The organism is Klebsiella sp. GG_Kp146, from assembly GCF_040061975.1.
Taxonomy (GTDB): Bacteria; Pseudomonadota; Gammaproteobacteria; order Enterobacterales; family Enterobacteriaceae; genus Klebsiella; species Klebsiella quasipneumoniae.
In genome coordinates this window covers 1-20,487 of record NZ_JBEAHA010000042.1, presented here as the reverse complement: position 1 = coordinate 20,487, position 20,487 = coordinate 1, and the positions used below count along the sequence as shown (strand labels likewise).

At 58.7% G+C, this 20,487-nt stretch carries 20 protein-coding genes; 8 read left to right on the top strand and 12 right to left on the bottom strand.

Annotation, left to right across the window (positions count from 1 at the left end; translation table 11 throughout):
• Positions 1-58: 58 nt before the first annotated feature.
• The 5 genes from ridA to ABLU95_RS24090 all read right to left on the bottom strand — a co-directional run bounded on the left by ridA (position 59) and on the right by ABLU95_RS24090 (position 2,150).
• Positions 59-445 (bottom strand): 2-iminobutanoate/2-iminopropanoate deaminase, encoded by a 387-nt coding sequence (gene ridA / locus ABLU95_RS24110; RefSeq protein WP_002886926.1) that lies wholly within the window; start codon positions 443-445, stop codon positions 59-61.
• A 153-nt stretch (positions 446-598) separates the two neighbouring features.
• On the bottom strand, positions 599-1,060 hold the full coding sequence (gene pyrI, locus ABLU95_RS24105) for an aspartate carbamoyltransferase regulatory subunit (protein ID WP_002886927.1): 462 nt from the start codon (positions 1,058-1,060) through the stop codon (positions 599-601).
• Between the two features lie 13 nt (positions 1,061-1,073).
• Positions 1,074-2,009 carry an aspartate carbamoyltransferase gene (gene pyrB, locus ABLU95_RS24100; protein WP_004206522.1) on the bottom strand — a complete coding sequence of 312 codons (936 nt, stop codon included), beginning with the start codon at positions 2,007-2,009 and terminating at the stop codon, positions 1,074-1,076.
• A 2-nt stretch (positions 2,010-2,011) separates the two neighbouring features.
• Complete coding sequence (locus ABLU95_RS24095; protein WP_227650304.1) at positions 2,012-2,071, bottom strand: pyrBI operon leader peptide; 60 nt, start codon at positions 2,069-2,071, stop codon at positions 2,012-2,014.
• Positions 2,046-2,150, bottom strand: coding sequence for a pyrBI operon leader peptide (locus ABLU95_RS24090; protein ID WP_002886930.1), 105 nt, complete (start codon positions 2,148-2,150; stop codon positions 2,046-2,048). Before ABLU95_RS24090 ends, ABLU95_RS24095 begins: the two co-directional genes overlap by 26 nt.
• Before the next feature lie 194 nt (positions 2,151-2,344).
• Here ABLU95_RS24090 and ABLU95_RS24085 point away from each other — a divergent pair, with 194 nt between their 5' ends.
• Positions 2,345-2,797 (top strand): YhcH/YjgK/YiaL family protein, encoded by a 453-nt coding sequence (locus ABLU95_RS24085; protein WP_023291766.1) that lies wholly within the window; start codon positions 2,345-2,347, stop codon positions 2,795-2,797.
• A 69-nt stretch (positions 2,798-2,866) separates the two neighbouring features.
• Here the strand turns inward: ABLU95_RS24085 and argF are convergent, their stop codons facing one another.
• Positions 2,867-3,871, bottom strand: coding sequence for an ornithine carbamoyltransferase (argF, locus tag ABLU95_RS24080; RefSeq protein WP_048296511.1), 1,005 nt, complete (start codon positions 3,869-3,871; stop codon positions 2,867-2,869).
• A 163-nt stretch (positions 3,872-4,034) separates the two neighbouring features.
• On the opposite strand from argF, the gene rraB reads away from it, so the two are divergent.
• Both rraB and miaE read left to right on the top strand, forming a co-directional pair.
• Positions 4,035-4,457: a ribonuclease E inhibitor RraB gene (gene rraB / locus ABLU95_RS24075; RefSeq protein WP_023291768.1), complete on the top strand. Its 423-nt coding sequence runs from the start codon at positions 4,035-4,037 to the stop codon at positions 4,455-4,457.
• 57 nt (positions 4,458-4,514) lie between these two features.
• On the top strand, positions 4,515-5,279 hold the full coding sequence (miaE, locus tag ABLU95_RS24070; protein WP_023291769.1) for a tRNA isopentenyl-2-thiomethyl-A-37 hydroxylase MiaE: 765 nt from the start codon (positions 4,515-4,517) through the stop codon (positions 5,277-5,279).
• Between the two features lie 251 nt (positions 5,280-5,530).
• Here the strand turns inward: miaE and ABLU95_RS24065 are convergent, their stop codons facing one another.
• Positions 5,531-6,034 carry a GNAT family N-acetyltransferase gene (locus ABLU95_RS24065; protein ID WP_032454663.1) on the bottom strand — a complete coding sequence of 168 codons (504 nt, stop codon included), beginning with the start codon at positions 6,032-6,034 and terminating at the stop codon, positions 5,531-5,533.
• 185 nt (positions 6,035-6,219) lie between these two features.
• Here ABLU95_RS24065 and ABLU95_RS24060 point away from each other — a divergent pair, with 185 nt between their 5' ends.
• Positions 6,220-7,413 (top strand): DUF898 family protein, encoded by a 1,194-nt coding sequence (locus ABLU95_RS24060; protein ID WP_241515831.1) that lies wholly within the window; start codon positions 6,220-6,222, stop codon positions 7,411-7,413.
• A 47-nt stretch (positions 7,414-7,460) separates the two neighbouring features.
• Here the strand turns inward: ABLU95_RS24060 and ABLU95_RS24055 are convergent, their stop codons facing one another.
• The 3 genes from ABLU95_RS24055 to pepA all read right to left on the bottom strand — a co-directional run bounded on the left by ABLU95_RS24055 (position 7,461) and on the right by pepA (position 12,392).
• Positions 7,461-10,316: a valine--tRNA ligase gene (locus ABLU95_RS24055; RefSeq protein ID WP_087848676.1), complete on the bottom strand. Its 2,856-nt coding sequence runs from the start codon at positions 10,314-10,316 to the stop codon at positions 7,461-7,463.
• Complete coding sequence (gene holC, locus ABLU95_RS24050) at positions 10,316-10,759, bottom strand: DNA polymerase III subunit chi (protein ID WP_048296514.1); 444 nt, start codon at positions 10,757-10,759, stop codon at positions 10,316-10,318. The genes ABLU95_RS24055 and holC overlap by 1 nt, the downstream gene beginning before the upstream one ends.
• 121 nt (positions 10,760-10,880) lie before the next feature.
• A complete protein-coding gene (pepA, locus tag ABLU95_RS24045) occupies positions 10,881-12,392 on the bottom strand; it encodes a leucyl aminopeptidase (RefSeq protein ID WP_004206531.1) in 1,512 nt (503 codons plus the stop codon).
• 389 nt (positions 12,393-12,781) lie between these two features.
• On the opposite strand from pepA, the gene lptF reads away from it, so the two are divergent.
• Positions 12,782-13,879: an LPS export ABC transporter permease LptF gene (gene lptF, locus ABLU95_RS24040; protein ID WP_023291773.1), complete on the top strand. Its 1,098-nt coding sequence runs from the start codon at positions 12,782-12,784 to the stop codon at positions 13,877-13,879.
• Entirely contained in the window at positions 13,879-14,961 is a 1,083-nt protein-coding gene (gene lptG, locus ABLU95_RS24035; RefSeq protein WP_002886956.1) for an LPS export ABC transporter permease LptG, read from the top strand. The genes lptF and lptG overlap by 1 nt, the downstream gene beginning before the upstream one ends.
• Positions 14,962-15,011: 50 nt before the next feature.
• Here lptG and ABLU95_RS24030 read toward each other — a convergent pair whose 3' ends face one another.
• Both ABLU95_RS24030 and ABLU95_RS24025 read right to left on the bottom strand, forming a co-directional pair.
• Complete coding sequence (locus tag ABLU95_RS24030; protein ID WP_348880447.1) at positions 15,012-16,514, bottom strand: helicase HerA-like C-terminal domain-containing protein; 1,503 nt, start codon at positions 16,512-16,514, stop codon at positions 15,012-15,014.
• Between the two features lie 97 nt (positions 16,515-16,611).
• Positions 16,612-17,433: a TIM barrel protein gene (locus ABLU95_RS24025; RefSeq protein ID WP_048296518.1), complete on the bottom strand. Its 822-nt coding sequence runs from the start codon at positions 17,431-17,433 to the stop codon at positions 16,612-16,614.
• A gap of 351 nt (positions 17,434-17,784) precedes the next feature.
• Here ABLU95_RS24025 and ABLU95_RS24020 point away from each other — a divergent pair, with 351 nt between their 5' ends.
• Together ABLU95_RS24020 and iolB are read left to right on the top strand one after the other, a co-directional pair.
• The gene (locus tag ABLU95_RS24020; RefSeq protein WP_348880446.1) at positions 17,785-19,290 is read left to right on the top strand and encodes a CoA-acylating methylmalonate-semialdehyde dehydrogenase; all 1,506 of its coding nucleotides are present in this window, start codon (positions 17,785-17,787) and stop codon (positions 19,288-19,290) included.
• An 18-nt stretch (positions 19,291-19,308) separates the two neighbouring features.
• Positions 19,309-20,118, top strand: coding sequence for a 5-deoxy-glucuronate isomerase (gene iolB, locus ABLU95_RS24015; protein WP_023291777.1), 810 nt, complete (start codon positions 19,309-19,311; stop codon positions 20,116-20,118).
• Positions 20,119-20,487: the final 369 nt, after the last annotated feature.

The window sequence follows — 20,487 nt, the reverse complement described above, 5'->3', positions numbered from 1 at the left end:
ATGACCCACGTAAAAAAGGCAGCCTGCGGGCTGCCTTTTTTCATGCCGGAGTTCGCGATCAGCGACGCACGGCGATGGCTTCGATCTCGATCTTCACGTCTTTCGGCAGACGCGCCACTTCAACGCAGGAGCGCGCCGGGAAGGTGGCGTTGTGCTCGGTGAAGAACGCTTCGTAAGTGGCGTTAACGGTAGCGAAATCGTTGAGATCTTTGACGAAAACGGTGGTCTTGACGATATCGCCGACGGTGAGGCCTGCGGCTTCAACGATGGCTTTCACGTTGTTCAGCGACTGGCGCGCCTGCGCGGACACGTCTTCCGGGACGCTGCCGGTTTTCGGGTCGACCGGGATCTGGCCAGAGGTGATGATCATGCTGCCCAGGTCAACGCCCTGAACGTAGGGGCCAATCGCTGCTGGTGCATTTTCCGTCGCAATAGTTTTGCTCATGTTATCTCCAGATGAACTGAGTAATGTTACGCAAAATCATTCAGGTGGCCGCCAGGCGGTAAGCGCTGTGCCGCCGGGCGCAGACGCCGCCTGAAGGACGAAGCGTAGGGTGGTAGCCATTATAGGGAGGCCTACCACCAATACCAACCGCATTTAGTTGGCCAGCACCACATAATGAGAAAACTCTTTTTCGCAGTATTTACATTTGAGTGCGATGTCATCAGCGCGTTTTTTCACTGCAAAACTGGAAGAAACCGGTTCGGCGTGGCTGATACAGTTGCTGTTCGGGCACACCAGCACGCTGTCGATGCGATCCGGCAGGCTCGGGCGGGATTTGCCCACCACTTCGTAATCATCAATGCGGTTTACCGTCGCCTGCGGGGCGTACAGCGACAGCTGGTTAACCTGCTCGTCGGTCAGGAAGGTGTTCTCGATTTTAATCAAATCTTTGCGGCCCATCTCGCCGGAGGGCAGGTTCAGGCCGATGGTGATGCGCTGGTCGGTTTCGGTCAGTTTGAACAGGGTGAGCAGCTTAAAGCCGACCTGCGCCGGAATGTGGTCGATCACGGTGCCGCGTTTGATCGCTTCTACCTGCAGTTTATTGTCGTGTGTCATCTCTCATTTCCCCTTACAGTGCCAGCTCGCTATTCAGTACCAGTGCCAGTAACGCCTGGCGGGCGAAGATGCCGTTACCGGCCTGCTGGAAGTACCAGGCGTGCGGCGTTTTATCGACATCGGTGGTGATTTCGTCAATGCGCGGCAGCGGGTGCAGCACCTTCATATTGGCGCGTGCCCCTTCGAGGTCGGCGGCGCGCAGGACGAACTGCGCTTTGACGTTGGCGTATTCCGACGGATCCAGACGCTCTTTCTGCACGCGGGTCATGTAGAGAATATCCACTTCCGCCATCACGTCGTCGATGGCGCTATGCAGGCTCCAGGCGATACCTTTTTCATCCAGCATATCGAGGATGTACTGCGGCATGGCCAGCGCGTCCGGGGCGATAAAGTAGAAGCGGTTGCCGCTGAATTTGGCCAGCGCCTGGGTCAGGGAGTGGACGGTACGGCCATACTTCAGATCGCCGACCATCGCCACGTTGAGGTTTTCGAGGCGGCCCTGGGTCTCCTGAATGGTGAACAGGTCGAGCAGGGTCTGGGTCGGGTGCTGGTTGGCGCCGTCGCCGGCGTTCAGTACCGGCACGCCGCCGGAGAATTCGGTCGCCAGACGGGCGGCGCCCTCCTGCGGATGACGCATCACGATGGCGTCAACGTAGGTGCTGATGACGGAGATGGTATCCGCCAGCGTTTCCCCTTTTTTGCCCAGCGAGGTGTTGGCGCTGTCGGAGAAGCCGACCACGCTGGCCCCCAGGCGGTGCATCGAGGTTTCAAAAGAGAGGCGGGTGCGGGTCGAGGCTTCAAAGAAACAGCTGGCGATAACCTTATGCTTCAGCAGCTCGGGTTGTGGATTAGCTTTCAGCTTTGCCGCCGTCGCCAGCACCAGTTCGAGGTCTTCGCGGCTGAGATCGTTTATGGAAATGATATGTTTTTGATATAGCGGGTTAGCCATGCTTATCTCCTGACGCCTGGGCAAAAAAAAAGCCCCTTAAATAAGGGGCTTCGGGAATCCAATGAGCAACGGAAAGAAAAACGGCAGGCCAGCGTCTGCATTGAGACGCGCTAAGACAGAATGTCGTACGCAATTGGCCATGCTTCCTCCCGGCAAAACGACTGGCATTATACGCAGACCGTTATGACGATCAAGCGATTCATTCACAAACAGGTAATCGTTTGCCTGCAGAAAAGTGCGCCAGCGCAAAGAACCGTGAAACTGCACTGGTATGGCAGCGACGATGGGGGTATAAAACGCAAAAATGAAATGTTGTTTTATATTTGAGGTAAGCGATGATTATTGGCAATATCCACCATCTGCAGCCATGGCTGCCTGCCGCGCTGCGCGAGGCTATCGAACACGTTATCGCCCATGTCAGCGAGGCGACGCCGCTGGGTAAACATGATATCGACGGCAACAACCTGTTTTATCTGATTTCCGAGGACACCACCGAGCCGCAGGCCGCGCGTCGCGCGGAATATCATGCCCGCTATCTCGATATCCAGATTGTGCTCCGCGGCAGCGAGGGGATGACCTTCAGCACCCTGCCGGCAGGAGAGCCGCAGACCGACTGGCTGGCGGAGAAAGACATCGCTTTCCTGGCGGAGGGGGCGCAGGAGCAAACGGTGATCCTTAACGAAGGGGACTTTGTGGTGTTTTATCCCGGCGAAGTGCATAAACCGCTGTGCGCCGTGGGCGCCCCGGCGAAGGTGCGCAAAGCGGTGGTGAAGATGCTGATGGCGTGACAAAGCGTCCTGACGAGCGGTATCCCGGATACGCGCCAAGCGATCCGGGATTTGACGGCGAGCGAAGGACTATTTGCTCAGCGTCGCCACCATCACCGCTTTGATGGTGTGCATCCGGTTTTCCGCCTGGTCGAAGACCACGCTTGCCGCCGACTCAAACACCTCGTCAGTCACCTCCATGCCGCCGTGCAGGCCGTAATCGGCAGCCATCTGTTTGCCCAGCGTGGTCTGGTCGTCGTGGAACGCCGGCAGGCAGTGGAGGAATTTGACCTGCGGGTTGCCGGTCAGCGCCAGCATCGCGCTGTTAACCTGATAGTCGCGCAGCAGGGCGATACGTTCGGCCCATTTTTCCTTCGCCTCGCCCATTGAGACCCAGACGTCGGTATAGATAAAATCGGCGCCTTGCACCCCCGCGGCGATATCTTCCGTCAGAGTGATGTTGCCGCCCTGCTGTTTCGCCAGCGCGGTACAGGTTTCCACCAGCGCGGCCTCCGGCCAGCAGGCCGAGGGCGCCACCAGGCGCAGATCCAGACCGGTCAGCGCCGCGGCTTCCAGCATCGAATTGCCCATGTTGTTGCGCGCGTCGCCGGCGTAGACCAGCGTCATCTGGTTAAAGGCTTTGCCCGGCAGGTGCTCTTTCATGGTCAGCAGGTCCGCCAGCAGCTGGGTAGGGTGGAACTCGTTGGTGAGGCCGTTCCACACCGGCACGCCGGCGTATTGCGCCAGGGTCTCCACCACTTCCTGGCCGTGGCCGCGGTACTGAATGCCGTCGTACATCCGTCCGAGCACGCGGGCGGTGTCCTTGATCGACTCTTTATGGCCAATCTGGCTGCCGCTGGGCCCCAGGTAGGTCACGCGGGCGCCCTGATCGTATGCGGCAACTTCGAAAGAGCATCGTGTACGGGTTGAGTCTTTTTCGAAGATGAGCGCGATGTTTTTCCCTGCCAGTTTCTGGACTTCGATACCGTTTTTCTTATCGGCTTTCAGCTTTGCCGCCAGCTCGAGCAGGGCGGTGATTTCTGCAGGCGTAAAATCGAGTAACTTTAAAAAATGCTTCTGGTAAAACGCAGACATGGTTCCCTCACCTGGCATAGGCCACTAATTGAATTAAAATTCAATTTATATGTATGAATATTCATTTGCAAGTCTGTGATCGAAATCTTTCACTGAGAAGTGGAGGCAATGACGGCGGTATGTGACAATAGGGATAACTGCCGCACATTATGAGGAACGAGCCATGGCAAACCCGGAACACCTGGAAGAACAGCGTGAAGAGACGCGTCTGATTATCGAAGAGCTGCTGGAAGATGGCAGCGATCCGGACGCACTGTACACGATTGAGCATCACCTCTCTGCAGACGATTTCGAAACCCTGGAGAAAGTGGCGGTGGAAGCGTTTAAGCTGGGCTACGAAGTGACCGAGCCCGAAGAGCTGGAAGTGGAAGAGGGTGAAGTGGTCATCTGCTGCGATATTCTGAGCGAATGCGCCCTGAACGCAGAACTGATCGATGCCCAGGTGGAACAGCTGATGACGCTGGCAGAAAAATTTGACGTCGAGTATGACGGTTGGGGCACCTACTATGAGGACCCGAACGGTGAAGAAGATGGCGAGGATGACGAAGATTTTGTCGATGAAGACGACGATGGTGTTCGTCACTAAGTCGCAGAAGATGTAGATGATACGGCGGCGCCAGCCGCCGTATAGCAAGGAACCTCCATGGATTACCCGCAGATACTCTCCCCGATTATCAACTTCCTGCACTGCCCGACGCCGCAGGCGTGGATTGACGAAGCCCGCAAGCCGGAAAACCTGCCGCTGCTGCTGACCGACCATATGGTGTGCGAACTGAAAGCGGCGCAGAACGCCATGCTGCTGGTGCGTCGCTATGTCGCGGATAAAGCCGACGCCGACGAGCTGCTGGCCTGCCTGAAGCCGTATGAAGACTTCACCTACCGCCGGGGGCCGGAGCCGGATTTTGTCGCCCTGCATAAGCGGATCAACAAAAGCGCCATGCCGCAGACCGACGACCCGTGGGGCCGTCAGCTGCTGGACAGCATGATTTTGCTGATTAAAGAGGAGCTGCATCACTTCTGGCAGGTGCGGGAGATGATGCTGGCGCGCGATATCCCCTACGTCAAAATCACCGCCAGCAACTATGCCCGCGGCATGCGACGGGAGGTGCGCTCACATGAGCCGGTGATGCTGATCGATAAGCTTATCTGCGGCGCCTATATCGAGGCCCGCTCCTGCGAGCGCTTTGCGGCGCTGGCGCCGTGGCTGGACGACGATCTGCAGAAGTTCTATCTGTCGCTGCTGCGCTCGGAAGCGCGTCACTATCAGGACTACCTGGATCTGGCGCAGAAGATTGCCGGAGAAGATATCAGCGAACGGGTCCGCCAGCTCGGCGAGGCGGAAGCGGCGCTGATCCTCCGTCCGGAGGCCGAGTTCCGCTTTCACAGCGGCGTGCCGGCGGCGGCGTAGCCCACGCTGTTCGGCTCCCGTCGCCCCGGTCGCCACTCACGCCGGCAGTCTCAGTAGCCATGGGGGAGAGATAGCGTTGAGAGCTTCAGCTCGCCATGGTACGGGCCGTAGGTCGGGTAAGGCGTTAGCCGCCACCCGACAAAAAAACGGCACCGCGAGCACGGGTAAGGTGCAAGCGGTGCCATCCGGGACATACCCCGGCTCGCGCTACGCTTAGCCGGGCTACCGGGGAGGCCCAGGGTAGTGATGCGTTACAGCGTTTTCAACATCCGCACTTCGCAGTCCACGTGGCCGGTGCAGCCCAGCGGACCGTCAATATGTTCGAAGCCAAGATGCTCATATAAGCCGATCGCCTCCGTCAGGAAGGCGGTGGTTTCCAGATAGCAGCGTTTAAACCCTTGCTCGCGGGCGTAGTCCAGCGCCAGCAGCGCCAGCTTCTTCGCCAGCCCCTGGCCGCGGGCGCTGGTCATGAAATACATTTTCTGCAGCTCGCAGATATCCGGCTCGCTGCAGGCGAGCGGCGCGACGCCGCCGCCGCCAACCACTTCACCCTCTTTCTCCACCACCCAGTATGCGGAGCCCGGCTGGCTGTACAGCTCATACAGTTCATCGAGATTCGGGTCGGCGACCGTATAGCCTTTATCGGCGGTCAGGCCATATTCTGCGGATACCTGGCGGATGACGGCCGCTATCGCAGCGTTATCCTGTACCGCGATACGGCGTAAAGTAAAGGTCTGTGGCGCGGCAAGATTCATAGAATCACTCAATTTTAGCTTAAATAACCATATATTTCTTTAATACCATTATTCGTTTACAGGCGCAAGGTGCGCGTGAAATGTATTGCCGGGAAAATTCAAAATAATATATTCTGCTCGCTTAATGCCGATGCGCATTATTTATTATTTTTATATATGGTTTAAAGTACAAGGACGACTTTTTTATGAGTATGATTTCAGGGCAATTGCAGCGTTCTGGCCATTCTTTTGTTTTTCATGGTCAGGTCGGGCGCTATTTTATTATTTGTCTGGTTAATATTATTTTTTCTGTAATAACTTGTGGGTTATTTATTCCATGGGCATGGGTACGGAGTCGCCGTTATCTTTGTGAGAATATGGAGGTTAATGGCGCCCGCTTTGCCTATCATGGGCGCGGTATCACGATTTTACTCAGCTGGCTATTGATATTTGTCGTGCTGGTTTTACTCAGCTTAGCGCTTGCCATTTTCTATCCCGGTAGCGAAGGGCTGGAGACGCTGGCATTTCTTATCCTGCTGCCGGTAATGATAATTAAGGGGTTAAGCTACCATGCGACGATGACCTCTTTCACGAATATTCGCTTTGGGGTTCAGTGTCATCTGCTGCGCGGATGGTGGATTATGCTCGGCTTACCTTTGCTGATATACGTGCTAACAGCGGTGGTGTTCGCCATGCTGGGAAGTCGGCTCTTTTACAATGGCCTATATAGCATGCTGCTGGGGATCGTTGTTCTGCTTTTGCTGGCGCTAGTTATTATGGCAATAACCAGCGGTGTGGTTTACAGCCACTGGCTTGATCTCATCGGCAAAGGCGCAACCTTAGGCAAAAATAAATTTAATATTTATGTGAGTACTAAGCGTTGTGTGGTGATTTTTTTATGGGCAACGGCGATTTTGTTGCCGTTTATCATCATTTTTATTGGCTTTTTATTTTCCGCATTCGCTCAACTGCTGACGGGCTGTATGTTTGGTCTGTGCAGTGAAGGTTCGGCACTGTTTATGGCATTGCGACATCTTGGGGCGATATTAGGGGGATATATATTCCTCACTATCGGTATCGTGTTATCCATGGCATACCTTCGTGTGGCTTTACGTAATCACGCGATGAATAACCTGGTGCTGGGGGACAGCGTTCATTTTCGTTCCACCCTGACGTTTTTCGGTCTTGCTCCGCGTTTACTGGCGTTGACGTTTCTCACGCCGCTGACGCTGGGGCTGGCCTATCCCTGGTTCAAGATTGATTTGCTACGCTATATTGCTGAAAACACGACGATGGTCGGTGAGTTCGATTCGCTCGATCTGCAGCCGGCGGCACCACCGCAGCCGACGGTATCTGACAAACTATGCGGCGGTTTTTTTCCGATGCTGCCGTTCCTGTAATGTAAAAAGGCCGGAGCAAGCTCCGGCCTTTTTTCTATCGCGAGCAATTACAGCGCGGCGATCACCGCCTGCTGCTCAATCAGCTTCGCTTTCGCTTCCGCGTAGCCTTCCAGCTTCTCGCGCTCTTTGGCGATCACCGCTTCCGGCGCGCGGGCGACAAAGCCTTCGTTTGCCAGCTTGCTTTCGATGCGGCCAATTTCGCCTTCGATTTTGGCCACTTCTTTCGCCAGACGCGCCAGCTCATCTTCTTTGTTGATGAGGCCCGCCATCGGGATCAGCAGCTCGGCGCCGTCGACGATCTTGGTCACGGAGACCGGACCTTTATCATCGGCAGGCAGCACGGTAATGCTTTCCAGACGCGCCAGATTCAGCAGGAAGCTGCGGTTGTCGTTCACGCGACGCTCGGCCTCTTTGCTGCAGCCGCGCAGCAGCAGTTCCAGCGGTTTGCCCGGGGCGATGTTCATTTCCGCACGGATGTTACGTACGGCGACGATCGCCTGCTTCAGCCATTCGGTGTCGGCCAGCGCCGCGTCATCCACCTGAGAGGCATCATACTGCGGGAACGGCTGCAGCATGATGGTGTCGGCGGTGATCCCGCAGATGACCTTCACGCGCTGCCAGATGGTCTCGGTGATGAACGGAATGATCGGATGCGCCAGGCGCAGCAGACCTTCCAGCACGGTCACCAGCGTATGGCGAGTGCCGCGCAGTTCCGCTTCGCTGCCGCCGTTCATCACCGGCTTGGTCAGTTCCAGGTACCAGTCGCAGAACTGGTTCCAGGTGAACTCGTACAGGATGCCGGCGGCGATATCGAAGCGGAAGTTGTCCAGCGCTTCGCGATACGCTTTGACGGTGTGGTTGAATTCCGCGAGGATCCAGCGGTCGGCCAGGGAGAGTACCCTCTCGCCGCCGTTGAAGCCGCAATCCTGATCTTCGGTGTTCATCAGCACGAAGCGGCTGGCGTTCCACAGCTTGTTACAGAAGTTACGGTAACCTTCCAGACGCTTCATATCCCAGTTGATGTCGCGGCCGGTAGAGGCCAGCGCCGCCAGGGTGAAGCGCAGGGCGTCGGTGCCGTGCGGCTCGATGCCGTTCGGGAACTGTTTCTCGGTGCGCTTACGGATTTTCTCCGCCAGCTGCGGCTGCATCATGTTGCCGGTACGTTTCTCCAGCAGCTCCGGCAGGGTGATGCCGTCAACCATATCCAGCGGGTCGATAACGTTACCCTTGGATTTGGACATCTTCTGGCCCTCGTCATCGCGGATCAGACCGGTCATGTAGACGGTCTTAAACGGCACCTGCGGTTTACCGTTTTCATCTTTGATGAAGTGCATGGTCATCATGATCATGCGGGCGATCCAGAAGAAGATGATGTCGAAGCCGGAGACCATCACGCTGGTCGGGTGGAACTGACGCAGGGCGTCGGTGTTTTCCGGCCAGCCGAGAGTGGAGAAGGTCCACAGCGCGGAGGAGAACCAGGTATCCAGCACGTCTTCGTCCTGGCGCAGCGCCACCTCGGCGCCGAGGTTATTTTCCTGGCGTACTTCGTCTTCGGTGCGGCCCACGTAAACGTTGCCGTCGTTGTCATACCATGCCGGGATGCGGTGACCCCACCACAGCTGACGGGAGATACACCAGTCCTGAATGTCGCGCATCCAGGAGAAGTACATGTTTTCGTACTGCTTCGGCACGAACTGAATGTCGCCGTTTTCAACGGCTTCCACCGCCGGCTTGGCCAGCACGTCCGCGCGCACGTACCACTGGTCGGTCAGCATCGGTTCAATAACCACGCCGCCGCGGTCGCCGTAAGGCACGGTCAGGTCGTGCGGTTTGATCTCTTCCAGCAGGCCGAGGGCGTCAACCGCCGCAACGACGGCTTTACGCGCCGCGAAGCGTTCCAGTTTCTGGAACTCCGCCGGGATCTCGCTGGAGTAGACGTCAGATTCATTGCCTTTGGTGTCGTACACTTCCGCGCTTTCGCGGATGTCGCCGTCAAAGGTCAGGATATTGATCATCGGCAGCTGGTGACGACGACCCACTTCGTAGTCGTTAAAGTCGTGCGCCGGGGTGATCTTCACGCAGCCGGTGCCTTTCTCCATGTCGGCGTGTTCGTCGCCCACGATCGGGATGCGGCGGTTAACCAGCGGCAGCACCACGAATTTGCCAATCAGATCTTTGTAACGCGGATCTTCCGGGTTAACGGCCACGCCGGTATCGCCCAGCAGGGTTTCCGGACGGGTGGTGGCGACCACCAGGTAGTCTTTACCGTCAGCGGTTTTCGCGCCATCGGCCAGCGGGTAGCGGATATGCCACATGGAGCCTTTCGATTCGCGGTTTTCCACTTCGAGGTCGGAAATGGCGGTGCGCAGTTTCGGGTCCCAGTTAACCAGGCGTTTGCCGCGGTAGATCAGGTCTTCCTTGTACAGGCGAACGAAGACTTCTTTCACGGCATTGGAAAGGCCTTCGTCCATGGTGAAGCGCTCGCGCTCCCAGTCAACGGAGTTGCCGAGACGGCGCATCTGACGGGTAATGGTGCCGCCGGATTCCGCTTTCCACTGCCAGATTTTGTCGATAAAGGCGTCGCGGCCGTAGTCGTGACGGGTTTTCCCTTCTTCAGCGGCAATCTTACGCTCAACCACCATCTGGGTAGCGATACCCGCGTGGTCGGTCCCCGCCTGCCACAGGGTGTTTTTGCCCTGCATGCGCTGGTAGCGAATCATGGTATCCATGATGGTTTGCTGGAAGGCATGACCCATATGCAAACTGCCGGTGACGTTCGGCGGCGGGATCATGATGCAGAAGCTCTCCTGGCTTTCATCACCATTCGGTTTGAAATAGCCCTGCTTTTCCCAGTGCTCGTAAAGCGGCTGTTCGATATCTTGTGGGTTGTATGTCTTTTCCATTATTTCCAGGTTGCCGTGTTCAGGTTGAAACCAGCCATGCGGTACGCCTTATAGCGTTCGCGCGCCAGTTGTTTCAGATTTTCTTCGTAAGGGACAAAGTCTATCACTTCTGTGAAAGCGGTGGCAAAATCTGCAAAGTTAAGCCGCAGGCTGATCAGAATATCCCGCGGGCTGCTGTTGCGCTTTTGCGGCCAGGCAATCTCTACCGGCGCGCCGCCTCGCGGGCCTTCGCCCGCCAGATTGTGCGGCACAAAGCTCTCCGGTGGTCGCGACCACAGCGCCTCATCGAGACGAATCGCCTGCTGCTCATCTTCACAGGCGATCAGGACGCGCTTGCCGTTGCGCCAACGTTCTGCGGCAATGTCACACACCAGCTGCTCGACGGCGCTCAGGCCTTCGACGGTGTCTTCGTTGTCCAGAAGATAGAACGTTGCGTTTTTCATATATGGGGCTTCTTGTTGTGGATTTAAATGTAAAGCCGGGCGACGCTACGCTTACCCGGCTTACAAACGGCTTCTTTCCGTAGGCCCGGTAAGCGTAGCGCCACCGGGCATCAGACGGCAATCACTCTTCGCCGTTAAAACCCGCGCGATTGAGCAGGAACTGCGACAGCAGCGCGACCGGACGACCGGTGGCGCCTTTGGCCTTACCGGAACGCCAGGCGGTGCCGGCGATGTCGAGGTGCGCCCAATTGTACTTGCGGGTGAAGCGCGACAGGAAGCAGCCGGCGGTGATCGCGCCGCCAGGACGGCCGCCGATATTCGCCATATCGGCAAAGTTGGATTCCAGCTGATCCTGGAACTCGTCGGCCAGCGGCAGACGCCATGCGCGGTCGCCCGCCAGTTCAGAGGCGCCGATCAGCTCATGGGCCAGCGGGTTATGGTTCGACATCAGGCCGGTGATGTGATGGCCGAGGGCAATCACGCAGGCGCCGGTCAGCGTCGCGACATCGATAACCGCTTCCGGCTCGAAGCGCTCAACGTAGGTCAGCACGTCGCACAGCACCAGGCGGCCTTCGGCGTCGGTGTTGAGCACTTCCACCGTCTGGCCGGACATGGTGGTCAGAACATCTCCCGGGCGATAAGCGCGACCGCCAGGCATGTTTTCACAGCCCGCCAGCACGCCGATCACGTTCAGCGGCAGCTGCAGCTCAGCAACCATCCGCATCACGCCGTACACCGCCGCGGCGCCGCACATGTCGTACTTCATCTCGTCCATGCCTTCGGCCGGCTTGATGGAGATACCGCCGGAGTCGAAGGTCAGGCCTTTACCGACCAGCACGATAGGGCGCGCGTCTTCCGACGGGTTGCCTTTATACTCGATGACCGACATCAGCGACTCGTTCTGCGAACCGTTGCCGACGGCGAGGTAGGCGTTCATTCCCAGCTCGCGCATCTGCTGTTCGCCGATCACCCGGGTGATAACGTTTTTGCTATAGGTATCGGCCAGCTGGCGCGCCTGGGAGGCCAGATAGGCGGCGTTACAGATGTTCGGCGGCATGTTGCCGAGATCTTTCGCCGCTTTGATGCCTGCGGCGATCGCCAGCCCGTGCTGAATGGCGCGTTCGCCGCTGGTCAGCTCGCGACGGGTCGGCACGTTAAAGACCATTTTACGCAGCGGGCGACGCGGCTCGCTTTTGTTGGTCTTCAACTGGTCGAAGCTGTACAGCGTCTCTTTGGCGGTTTCCACCGCCTGGCGAACTTTCCAGTAGTTGTTACGACCCTTGACGTGCAGCTCGGTCAGGAAGCAGACTGCCTCCATTGAACCGGTATCATTCAGGGTATTGATGGTTTTCTGGATGACCTGCTTGTACTGACGCTCATCCAGTTCGCGCTCTTTGCCGCAGCCAATCAGCAGAATGCGCTCAGACAGAATGTTCGGCACATGGTGCAGCAATAACGTCTGGCCAGGTTTGCCTTCCAGCTCGCCGCGACGCAGCAGGGCGCTGATGTAGCCGTCGCTGATTTTATCGAGTTGTTCGGCGATGGGGGAGAGGCGACGTGGTTCAAAGACGCCGACCACGATACAGGCGCTCCGCTGCTTCTCCGGGCTACCGCTTTTTACACTGAACTCCATGCACTATGCTCCTGAATCTTAAAGACAACAGTGGTGGCTACGGCTATACTCGTCGCCTTTCAAGTTGCAGATGCGCCGGCTGCGCCTGCTTACCCTGACGTGGCACATTGTGCGCGCCAGGGGCCACAGCCCTGCTGCCTTCTTACAACTCGAAATCCATTGAGTATATAATTGCAAGCTTTCGTAACTCATGTCCGCTGTTGCGGTGACTTCGTGTTAATCTTAACGTTAATAAGGCCTGGGTTCGTCAGAAAAGATCCTGACATGCAGAACCGATGAGTCATTTAATCTTAGCGACGTTTTCGACGACCAAAGAGAATAAATGACGTTTAAGCCATGAAACAAGCAATTTTCCTGCACTAAAACGGGTTTTTACGGGCGTATTTATAGTGATAATCATAAGATATCTGGTTCGTGAGACGCTGAAAAGCCAGTTGGCGATCCTATTCATCCTGTTACTGATTTTCTTTTGCCAGAAATTAGTCAGGATCCTCGGCGCTGCGGTGGATGGCGATATCCCAACCAATCTGGTGCTCTCGCTGCTGGGGCTCGGCATCCCGGAGATGGCGCAGCTTATCCTGCCGTTAAGTCTGTTCCTTGGCCTGCTGATGACCCTCGGCAAGCTGTACACCGAAAGCGAAATTACGGTGATGCACGCCTGCGGCCTGAGTAAAGCCGTATTGATCAAGGCGGCGATGATCCTCGCGCTGTTCACCGGCGCGGTGGCGGCGGTCAACGTGATGTGGGCGGGGCCGTGGTCGTCGCGCCATCAGGATGAAGTGCTGGCGGAAGCCAAGGCCAACCCCGGCATGGCCGCGCTGGCCCAGGGCCAGTTTCAGCAGGCCAGCGATGGTAACGCGGTCATGTTTATCGAGAGCGTCAACGGCAACCGCTTCCATGACGTCTTCCTTGCCCAGCTGCGCCCGAAAGGCAACGCGCGCCCCTCCGTGGTGGTGGCGGATTCCGGCGAGCTGTCGCAGCAGAAAGACGGTTCGCAGGTGGTGACCCTCAATAAGGGCACCCGCTTTGAAGGCACCGCGATGCTGCGCGACTTCCGCATCACCGACTTCAATAACTATCAGGCCATTATCGGCCACCAGGCGGTGGCCGCCGATCCGGACGACACCGAACAGATGGATATGCGCACCCTGTGGCAGACCCACACCGATCGTGCGCGCGCCGAACTGCACTGGCGCTTCACGCTGGTGGCGACCGTCTTCATTATGGCGCTGATGGTGGTGCCGCTCAGCGTGGTCAACCCGCGCCAGGGCCGCGTGCTGTCGATGCTGCCGGCGATGCTGCTCTACCTGGTGTTCTTCCTGCTGCAGACCTCGATTAAGTCGAACGGCGGCAAAGGCAAAATGGACCCGGCTATCTGGATGTGGGCGATTAACCTGCTCTATTTTGCGCTGGCGGTGCTGTTAAACCTGTGGGACACGGTGCCGATGCGCCGCTTCCGCGCCCGTTTTAATAAAGGAGCGGCCTGATGCAGGCGTTTGGCGTACTTGACCGTTATATCGGTAAGACGATTTTCAACACCATCATGATGACCCTGTTCATGCTGGTGTCGCTCTCCGGCATTATCAAGTTTGTCGATCAGCTGAAAAAGTCCGGGCAGGGCAGTTACGATGCGCTGGGCGCCGGCCTCTACACCATCCTCAGCGTGCCGAAAGACATCCAGATCTTCTTCCCGATGGCGGCGCTGCTTGGCGCGCTGCTGGGGCTGGGGATGCTGGCCCAGCGCAGCGAGCTGGTGGTGATGCAGGCGTCTGGTTTCACCCGGCTGCAGGTGGCGCTGGCGGTGATGAAAACCGCGATCCCGCTGGTGCTGTTGACCATGGCGATCGGCGAGTGGGTGGCGCCGCAGGGCGAACAGATGGCGCGCAACTACCGCGCCCAGCAGATGTACGGCGGTTCGCTGCTTTCCACCCAGCAGGGGCTGTGGGCGAAAGATGGCCATAACTTTGTCTATATCGAACGGGTAAAAGGTAACGATGAGCTGGGGGGCGTCAGCATTTATGCCTTCAACCCGGAGCGTCGTTTACAGTCGGTGCGCTATGCCGCCTCGGCAAAATTCGATAGCGAGAATAAAGTGTGGCGCCTGTCGCAGGTGGATGAATCCGATCTGACCGATCCGAAGCAGGTGACCGGGTCGCAGATGGTGAGCGGCACCTGGAAAACCAACCTGACGCCGGACAAGCTCGGCGTGGTAGCCCTGGATCCGGACGCGCTGTCGATCAGCGGGCTGCACAACTATGTGAAATACCTGAAGTCCAGCGGCCAGGATCCGGGACGCTACCAGCTCAATATGTGGAGCAAAATCTTCCAGCCGCTGTCGGTGGCGGTGATGATGCTGATGGCGCTGTCGTTTATCTTTGGCCCGCTGCGTAGCGTGCCGATGGGCGTCAGGGTGGTGACCGGGATTAGCTTCGGCTTTATCTTCTACGTGCTGGATCAGATTTTCGGCCCGCTGACCCTGGTGTACGGCATACCGCCGATCATCGGCGCCCTGTTGCCAAGCGCCAGCTTCTTCCTGATAAGCCTCTGGCTGATGATGCGCAAGGCCTAGCGGACTCGGCTACGGAACGTAAGCCCCCTCAACGATGAGGGGGCTTTTTTTTAGCGCTTGCGGCCGCCCAGCAGACTGCCCAGCATGCCGCGGACGATCTGATTGGTGACCTGGCGAACCGCGCTTTTCGCCGCGGTCTGCACGATACCGTCGCGTTTGCCGCCGCGCGGGCCGGTGCTGCCGAACAGGATATCTTTCAGGCCGCCGAGCAGCCCATCGTCATCCCCGCTCTGCTGACCCTTCGCCGGCGGAGCCGACTGCTGCTCGGTAGTGACCTGCACCCCTTGCTGCAGCATCTCGAAGGCCGACTCGCGGTCCACCTCTTCTTCATACTTGCCGTACAGCGGCGAGTGATTCAGCAGGCCATTGCGCTCATCATCGCTGACCGGCCCCATTCGCGAGCAGGGGGCGATAACCATCGCCCGCTCGACCACCGAGGGGCTGCCTTTCTCATCGAGGAAGGAGATCAGCGCCTCGCCGGTGCCCAGCTCCTGGATCGCCTGCTCGGTACTGAAGGCCGGGTTGGCGCGCATGGTCTGGGCGGCGGTTTTCACCGCTTTCTGATCCTTCGGCGTAAAGGCGCGCAGCGCGTGCTGTACGCGGTTGCCCAGCTGGCCGAGCACGGCGTCGGGTATATCCGCCGGGTTCTGCGAGACAAAATAGACGCCGACGCCCTTGGAGCGAATAAGACGGATCACCTGTTCGATTTTATCCAGCAGCACCTGCGGCGCGTCGTTGAACAGCAGATGCGCCTCATCGAAGAAGAACACCAGTTTGGGCTTGTCGAGATCGCCCGCCTCCGGCAGACGCTCGTACAGCTCGGAGAGCATCCACAGCAGGCTGGCGGCGTAGAGCTTCGGCATCTGGTAGAGCTTTTCGGCGCTGAGGATATTGATTATCCCTTTGCCGCTGGCATCGACGCGCATCCAGTCGGCAATATCCAGCATCGGCTCGCCGAAGAAGTGCCCGGCGCCCTGTTGCTCCAGGGTCAACAGTCCGCGCTGGATGGCGCCGACCGAGGCGCTGCTGATATTGCCATACTGGTTCTGGAAAGATTTGGCGTTGTCGCCGATAAACTGGGTGATGGCGCGGAGGTCTTTGAAGTCAAGCAGCAGCAGACCGCGGTCGTCCGCGATGCGGAAAATAATGTTCAGCACGCCGCTCTGCACCTCATTGAGATTGAGCAGGCGCGCCAGCAGCAGGGGGCCAAGATCGGAGACCGTCGCCCGAACCGGGTGGCCCTTCTCGCCAAAGATATCCCAGAGCACCACCGGGTTGACGTGCGGCTCCCAGTCGCTGACGCCGATCTTCTCCAGCCGCGCCTGCAGTTTCTCTGAGCTCTGCCCCGCGGCGGCAATGCCGGTCAGGTCGCCCTTGACGTCCGCCATAAATACCGGCACGCCAATTTCCGAGAACGACTCAGCCAGCTTTTGCAGGGTGACGGTTTTACCGGTGCCGGTCGCACCAGTGATCAGCCCATGGCGGTTGGCCATCGCGGGCAGCAAATAGAGCGCGTTATCCAGCGTGCGCGCAATCAACAGGGGTGAGCTCATGATCGATTCCTCCATTTATCCTGCGACGATTATAGGCAACCTCGTCGTCCGGCGTTGGGGAAATCGTCACGCGCCGCGCACGCTGTCGCGAGAGGCCTCAGGCGCAGTGGCGCTGGATAAGCGCAATGCTCTGCTCAATTTCGCGCTCGATATCCGCTTCGCTCCACTGCGCCAGCTCGGGGGCGAAGGGTTCAAAAGCGTATACCCCCTGATAGCCGCGGGCTTCCAGCGCTTTAACCTGCTCGCAGGTGCCGAGGCGATCCTGCGGCGTCAGCATGATGCGCTCGGCATCGGTGAGCTGCTCGCGCGGACGGGTATCGTCCACCCCGGAGAGGTGCACCAGACCGATATCCGCCACCTCCACCTGGCTGAACTCGTCCGCCGCCTGCGGGTAGAGATGGTGATGGAAGGTGTCGATCAGCAGCTTAAACGGTACGCGGGCGTCATGGATCAGCGTCTGCGCCTGGTGCGCCGATCGCAGCGAGCTTTGCGGAAAGCCCAGCGGCTCCACCAGGCCGTGGATGCCGTAGAAGGCGAACAGCGGCGCCAGGTCGCGCAGGGCGCCTAAGGTGTCGCTGGCCGGCACCTCGTTGCCGTCGTTGAGCGGGCAGAGCACCAGCGATTTGGCGCCGATGGCCTGGGCCTCTTTCAGCAGCGACTCGGTCAGCTGCCGCACCTCTTCGCTACGGCGGTTAAAGGGATAGACCGCGTTAATCGTCAGGATCTCGATGTGGTAACGCGCCGCCAGCTCGCGCACCTGCTGATGGCTCAGATCGTCGGTCACTTTCCCGCTGGGTAAATCGTTGCGCAGCTCGACTTTATTCAGGCCCAGACGGTTCACCAGACGGAAAAACGCTTCAATGCTGAGCGCTGGCGCGATTTTGCGGTTAATACAAAAACGTTGCATTGCGATGGCCATAAGACACTCCTGACGGAAGAGGGTTGGGTTCGTTCAATTGGCTAACAGTCAAAACGTTTATTCCAAAATAAGCAAGAATGAAAATGATGATTGTTTGAGCTGCCTCGCAAAATATTCCCGGCTGCCGCGGCGGGAGTGACCGGGACCGGGAGCCAGGTATCGCGAGGCGGCGCGGCTCGATGGGGAAAGCGCGTAAGCGATGCGTGATCGCAAAATGCGACTGTTATCACCAAAATGGAATTTCATTTCACAACAATGTTGAAATATAAATTTCATTTTACTACGGTTATAGCACAGCAGAATCAGCGACGGGCCGGCGTGCGCTGGCCCTCTTCACTATGAGGCGAGAACATGACGATCACAGGAAACTTTATTGGCGGGAAAACCGTTATCAGCAGCAGCAACGAAACGATGCCGGTGTACGATCCGGCGACGGGCAAAGCGGTGCGCGAAGTCACGGTATCGACCGCGCAGGAAGTCTCTGAGGCGATTCAGGTTGCTCGCGATGCGTTTGACAGCTGGTCTCGCACCACGCCGCTGCGCCGCGCCCGCGTGCTGTTCAACTTTAAAATGTTGCTGGAACAGCACGTGGAAGAGCTGGCGGGGATCATCGTCAGCGAGCACGGCAAAGTGTGGTCGGATGCGCTGGGCGAGCTGACCCGCGGCATGGAAGTGGTCGAATTCGCCTGCGGGATCCCGCACCTGATTAAAGGCGAATACTCTTCTGACGTCGGCACCGGCGTCGACAGCTACTCGTTGATGCAGCCGCTGGGCGTGGTGGCCGGGATCACCCCGTTCAACTTCCCGGCGATGGTGCCGATGTGGATGTTCCCGCTGGCGCTGGCCTGCGGCAACAGCTTCGTCCTCAAGCCGCCGGCGCTGGCGCCGACGGCCGCCGTGCGTCTGGCAGAGCTGCTGAAAGAGGCCGGTCTGCCGGACGGCGTGTTTAACGTCGTGCACTGCAGCAATGAAGATGCCGAGCAGCTGTACACTGACCCGCGCATTGCGGCGGTGAGCTTCGTCGGCTCTTCCGGCGTGGCGGAGTATATCTATAAGACCGCCAGCGCCCACGGCAAGCGCGTGCAGGCCTTCGGCGCCGCCAAAAACCACGCGATAGTGATGCCGGATGCCGATCTCGACGCCACCGTTAACGCCATTATGGGCGGCGCCTTCGGTTCCGCAGGCGAGCGCTGCATGGCGCTGCCGGTGGTGGTGGCGGTGGGAGATGAAACCGCCGACAAACTGATCGCTCGCCTGAAGCCGCTGGTGGAAGCGCTGAAAGTGGGCCCGGGCTGCATGCGCGGCCAGGAAGAGAACGAGATGGGGCCGGTGGTGTCTGATACTCACCAGAAAAAAGTGCTCGGCTATATTGATAAAGGCGAAAGCGAAGGGGCAAAACTGGTGGTCGATGGCCGCAAACTGCGCGTGCCGGGCTACGACTCGGGCTATTATATCGGCGGCACCCTGTTCGATCACGTCACCCCGGAGATGACCATCTGGCGCGAAGAGATCTTTGGCCCGGTGCTGGGGATTGTGCGCGCGGCGGACTATGACAGCGCCCTCGAACTGGTCAACAGCCACGAGTTTGGCAACGGCAGCGCCGTCTTCACCAGCAACGGCCACACCGCGCGTGAATTCGTCCACGACGTGCAGGCGGGGATGGTCGGGGTGAACGTGCCGGTCCCGGTGCCGATGGCGTTCCACAGCTTCGGCGGCTGGAAGCGCTCAGTGTTTGGCGCGCTGAACGTCCACGGGCCGGACGGCGTGCGCTTCTACACGCGCATGAAGACCGCCACCGTACGCTGGCCGGCAGGGCAGCAGACCGTATCTGAATTCAGCATGCCGACGTTAGGTTAATCGGCGAAGGAGAGCGCCATGTCGTTACTGGCTAAATCGCGAAAAGAGGGACAGATCCAGCACATTACGCCGCAAAGCGCCGGTTGGCGCTATATCGGCTTCGATGTCTGGATGTTGAAAAAAGGGCAGACTGTGACGCTGGAGAGCGGCGATCGCGAGCTGTGCCTGGTGCTGGTCGCTGGCCTGGCGTCGGTGAAAACGCAGCAGGCCGATTTCCCGAATCTCGGTAAACGGATGTCGCCGTTTGAACGTACCCCGCCGTGGTCGGTATACGTGCCGCCGCAGGATCGGGTCGAGGTGACCGCCGATTCCGATCTGGAGCTGGCGGTGTGCAGCGCGCCGGGCAAAGGCAGCTTCCCGGCACGCCTGATTCGGCCGGAAGACGTCGGCGTGGAGCACCGCGGGAAAGGGCGCAACCAGCGCCGGGTGCATAATATTCTGCCGGACAGCGCCGAGGCGGATTGCCTGCTGGTGGTCGAGGTCTACACCGACGAAGGGGCCACCAGCTCGTGGCCGTCGCATAAGCACGATACCGCCCAGCCGGGCAAAGAGACGCAGCTGGAAGAGACCTACTATCACCGCTTCGATCCGCCGCAGGGCTTTGCCTTCCAGCGGGTCTACACCGACGACCGCAGCCTGGACGCCTGCATGGCGCCCTATAACCACGATGTGGTGATGGTGCCGCGCGGTTACCATCCGGTGGCGGCGATTGCCGGTTACGACAGCTACTATCTGAACGTCATGGCCGGGCCGGATCGGAAATGGCTGTTCACCTGGGAAGAGGACCACGCCTGGATCAACACCCCGGAATATCCGCGCCACGACTAACGTGACGCGCAGACGCCGATAAAAAAGGCCGGTTAGCGATGCTAACCGGCCTTCTTGTCTATGGGCTGCGGGTGTTTTTTAGCGAAAGGGTCCGCGGAATCCCACTCCCAGGCCCGGCAAGCGCAGCGTCGCCGGGCAGTCAGGCACCGTACCCGTGGCTGTGCCGGATGGCGCTACGCTTATCCGGCCTACGGGGTCCTCTCACAGACTCATACCTCGTAGGCCCGGTAAGCGCAGCGCCGCCGGGCAGGACACCGCAAACACCGTCGCCGTTTTTATGCCGGATGGCGCTACGCTTATCCGGCCTACGGGGGCCTCTCACAGGCTCATACCTCGTAGGCCCGGTAAGCGCAGCGCCACCGGGCGATG

What these genes read in the sequence shown, in the direction of transcription:
- argF (WP_048296511.1), bottom strand. Translation starts at nt 3,871, where the DNA reads ATGTCTGCGTTTTACCAGAAGCATTTTTTAAAGTTACTCGATTTTACG.
- miaE (WP_023291769.1), top strand. Translation starts at nt 4,515, where the DNA reads ATGGATTACCCGCAGATACTCTCCCCGATTATCAACTTCCTGCACTGC.
- holC (WP_048296514.1), bottom strand. Translation starts at nt 10,759, where the DNA reads ATGAAAAACGCAACGTTCTATCTTCTGGACAACGAAGACACCGTCGAA.
- ABLU95_RS24020 (WP_348880446.1), top strand. Translation starts at nt 17,785, where the DNA reads ATGACGATCACAGGAAACTTTATTGGCGGGAAAACCGTTATCAGCAGC.
- ABLU95_RS24085 (WP_023291766.1), top strand. Translation starts at nt 2,345, where the DNA reads ATGATTATTGGCAATATCCACCATCTGCAGCCATGGCTGCCTGCCGCG.
- iolB (WP_023291777.1), top strand. Translation starts at nt 19,309, where the DNA reads ATGTCGTTACTGGCTAAATCGCGAAAAGAGGGACAGATCCAGCACATT.
- pyrB (WP_004206522.1), bottom strand. Translation starts at nt 2,009, where the DNA reads ATGGCTAACCCGCTATATCAAAAACATATCATTTCCATAAACGATCTC.
- lptG (WP_002886956.1), top strand. Translation starts at nt 13,879, where the DNA reads ATGCAGGCGTTTGGCGTACTTGACCGTTATATCGGTAAGACGATTTTC.
- rraB (WP_023291768.1), top strand. Translation starts at nt 4,035, where the DNA reads ATGGCAAACCCGGAACACCTGGAAGAACAGCGTGAAGAGACGCGTCTG.
- ABLU95_RS24065 (WP_032454663.1), bottom strand. Translation starts at nt 6,034, where the DNA reads ATGAATCTTGCCGCGCCACAGACCTTTACTTTACGCCGTATCGCGGTA.
- ABLU95_RS24025 (WP_048296518.1), bottom strand. Translation starts at nt 17,433, where the DNA reads ATGGCCATCGCAATGCAACGTTTTTGTATTAACCGCAAAATCGCGCCA.
- ridA (WP_002886926.1), bottom strand. Translation starts at nt 445, where the DNA reads ATGAGCAAAACTATTGCGACGGAAAATGCACCAGCAGCGATTGGCCCC.
- ABLU95_RS24055 (WP_087848676.1), bottom strand. Translation starts at nt 10,316, where the DNA reads ATGGAAAAGACATACAACCCACAAGATATCGAACAGCCGCTTTACGAG.
- pepA (WP_004206531.1), bottom strand. Translation starts at nt 12,392, where the DNA reads ATGGAGTTCAGTGTAAAAAGCGGTAGCCCGGAGAAGCAGCGGAGCGCC.
- ABLU95_RS24060 (WP_241515831.1), top strand. Translation starts at nt 6,220, where the DNA reads ATGAGTATGATTTCAGGGCAATTGCAGCGTTCTGGCCATTCTTTTGTT.
- ABLU95_RS24090 (WP_002886930.1), bottom strand. Translation starts at nt 2,150, where the DNA reads ATGGCCAATTGCGTACGACATTCTGTCTTAGCGCGTCTCAATGCAGAC.
- pyrI (WP_002886927.1), bottom strand. Translation starts at nt 1,060, where the DNA reads ATGACACACGACAATAAACTGCAGGTAGAAGCGATCAAACGCGGCACC.
- ABLU95_RS24030 (WP_348880447.1), bottom strand. Translation starts at nt 16,514, where the DNA reads ATGAGCTCACCCCTGTTGATTGCGCGCACGCTGGATAACGCGCTCTAT.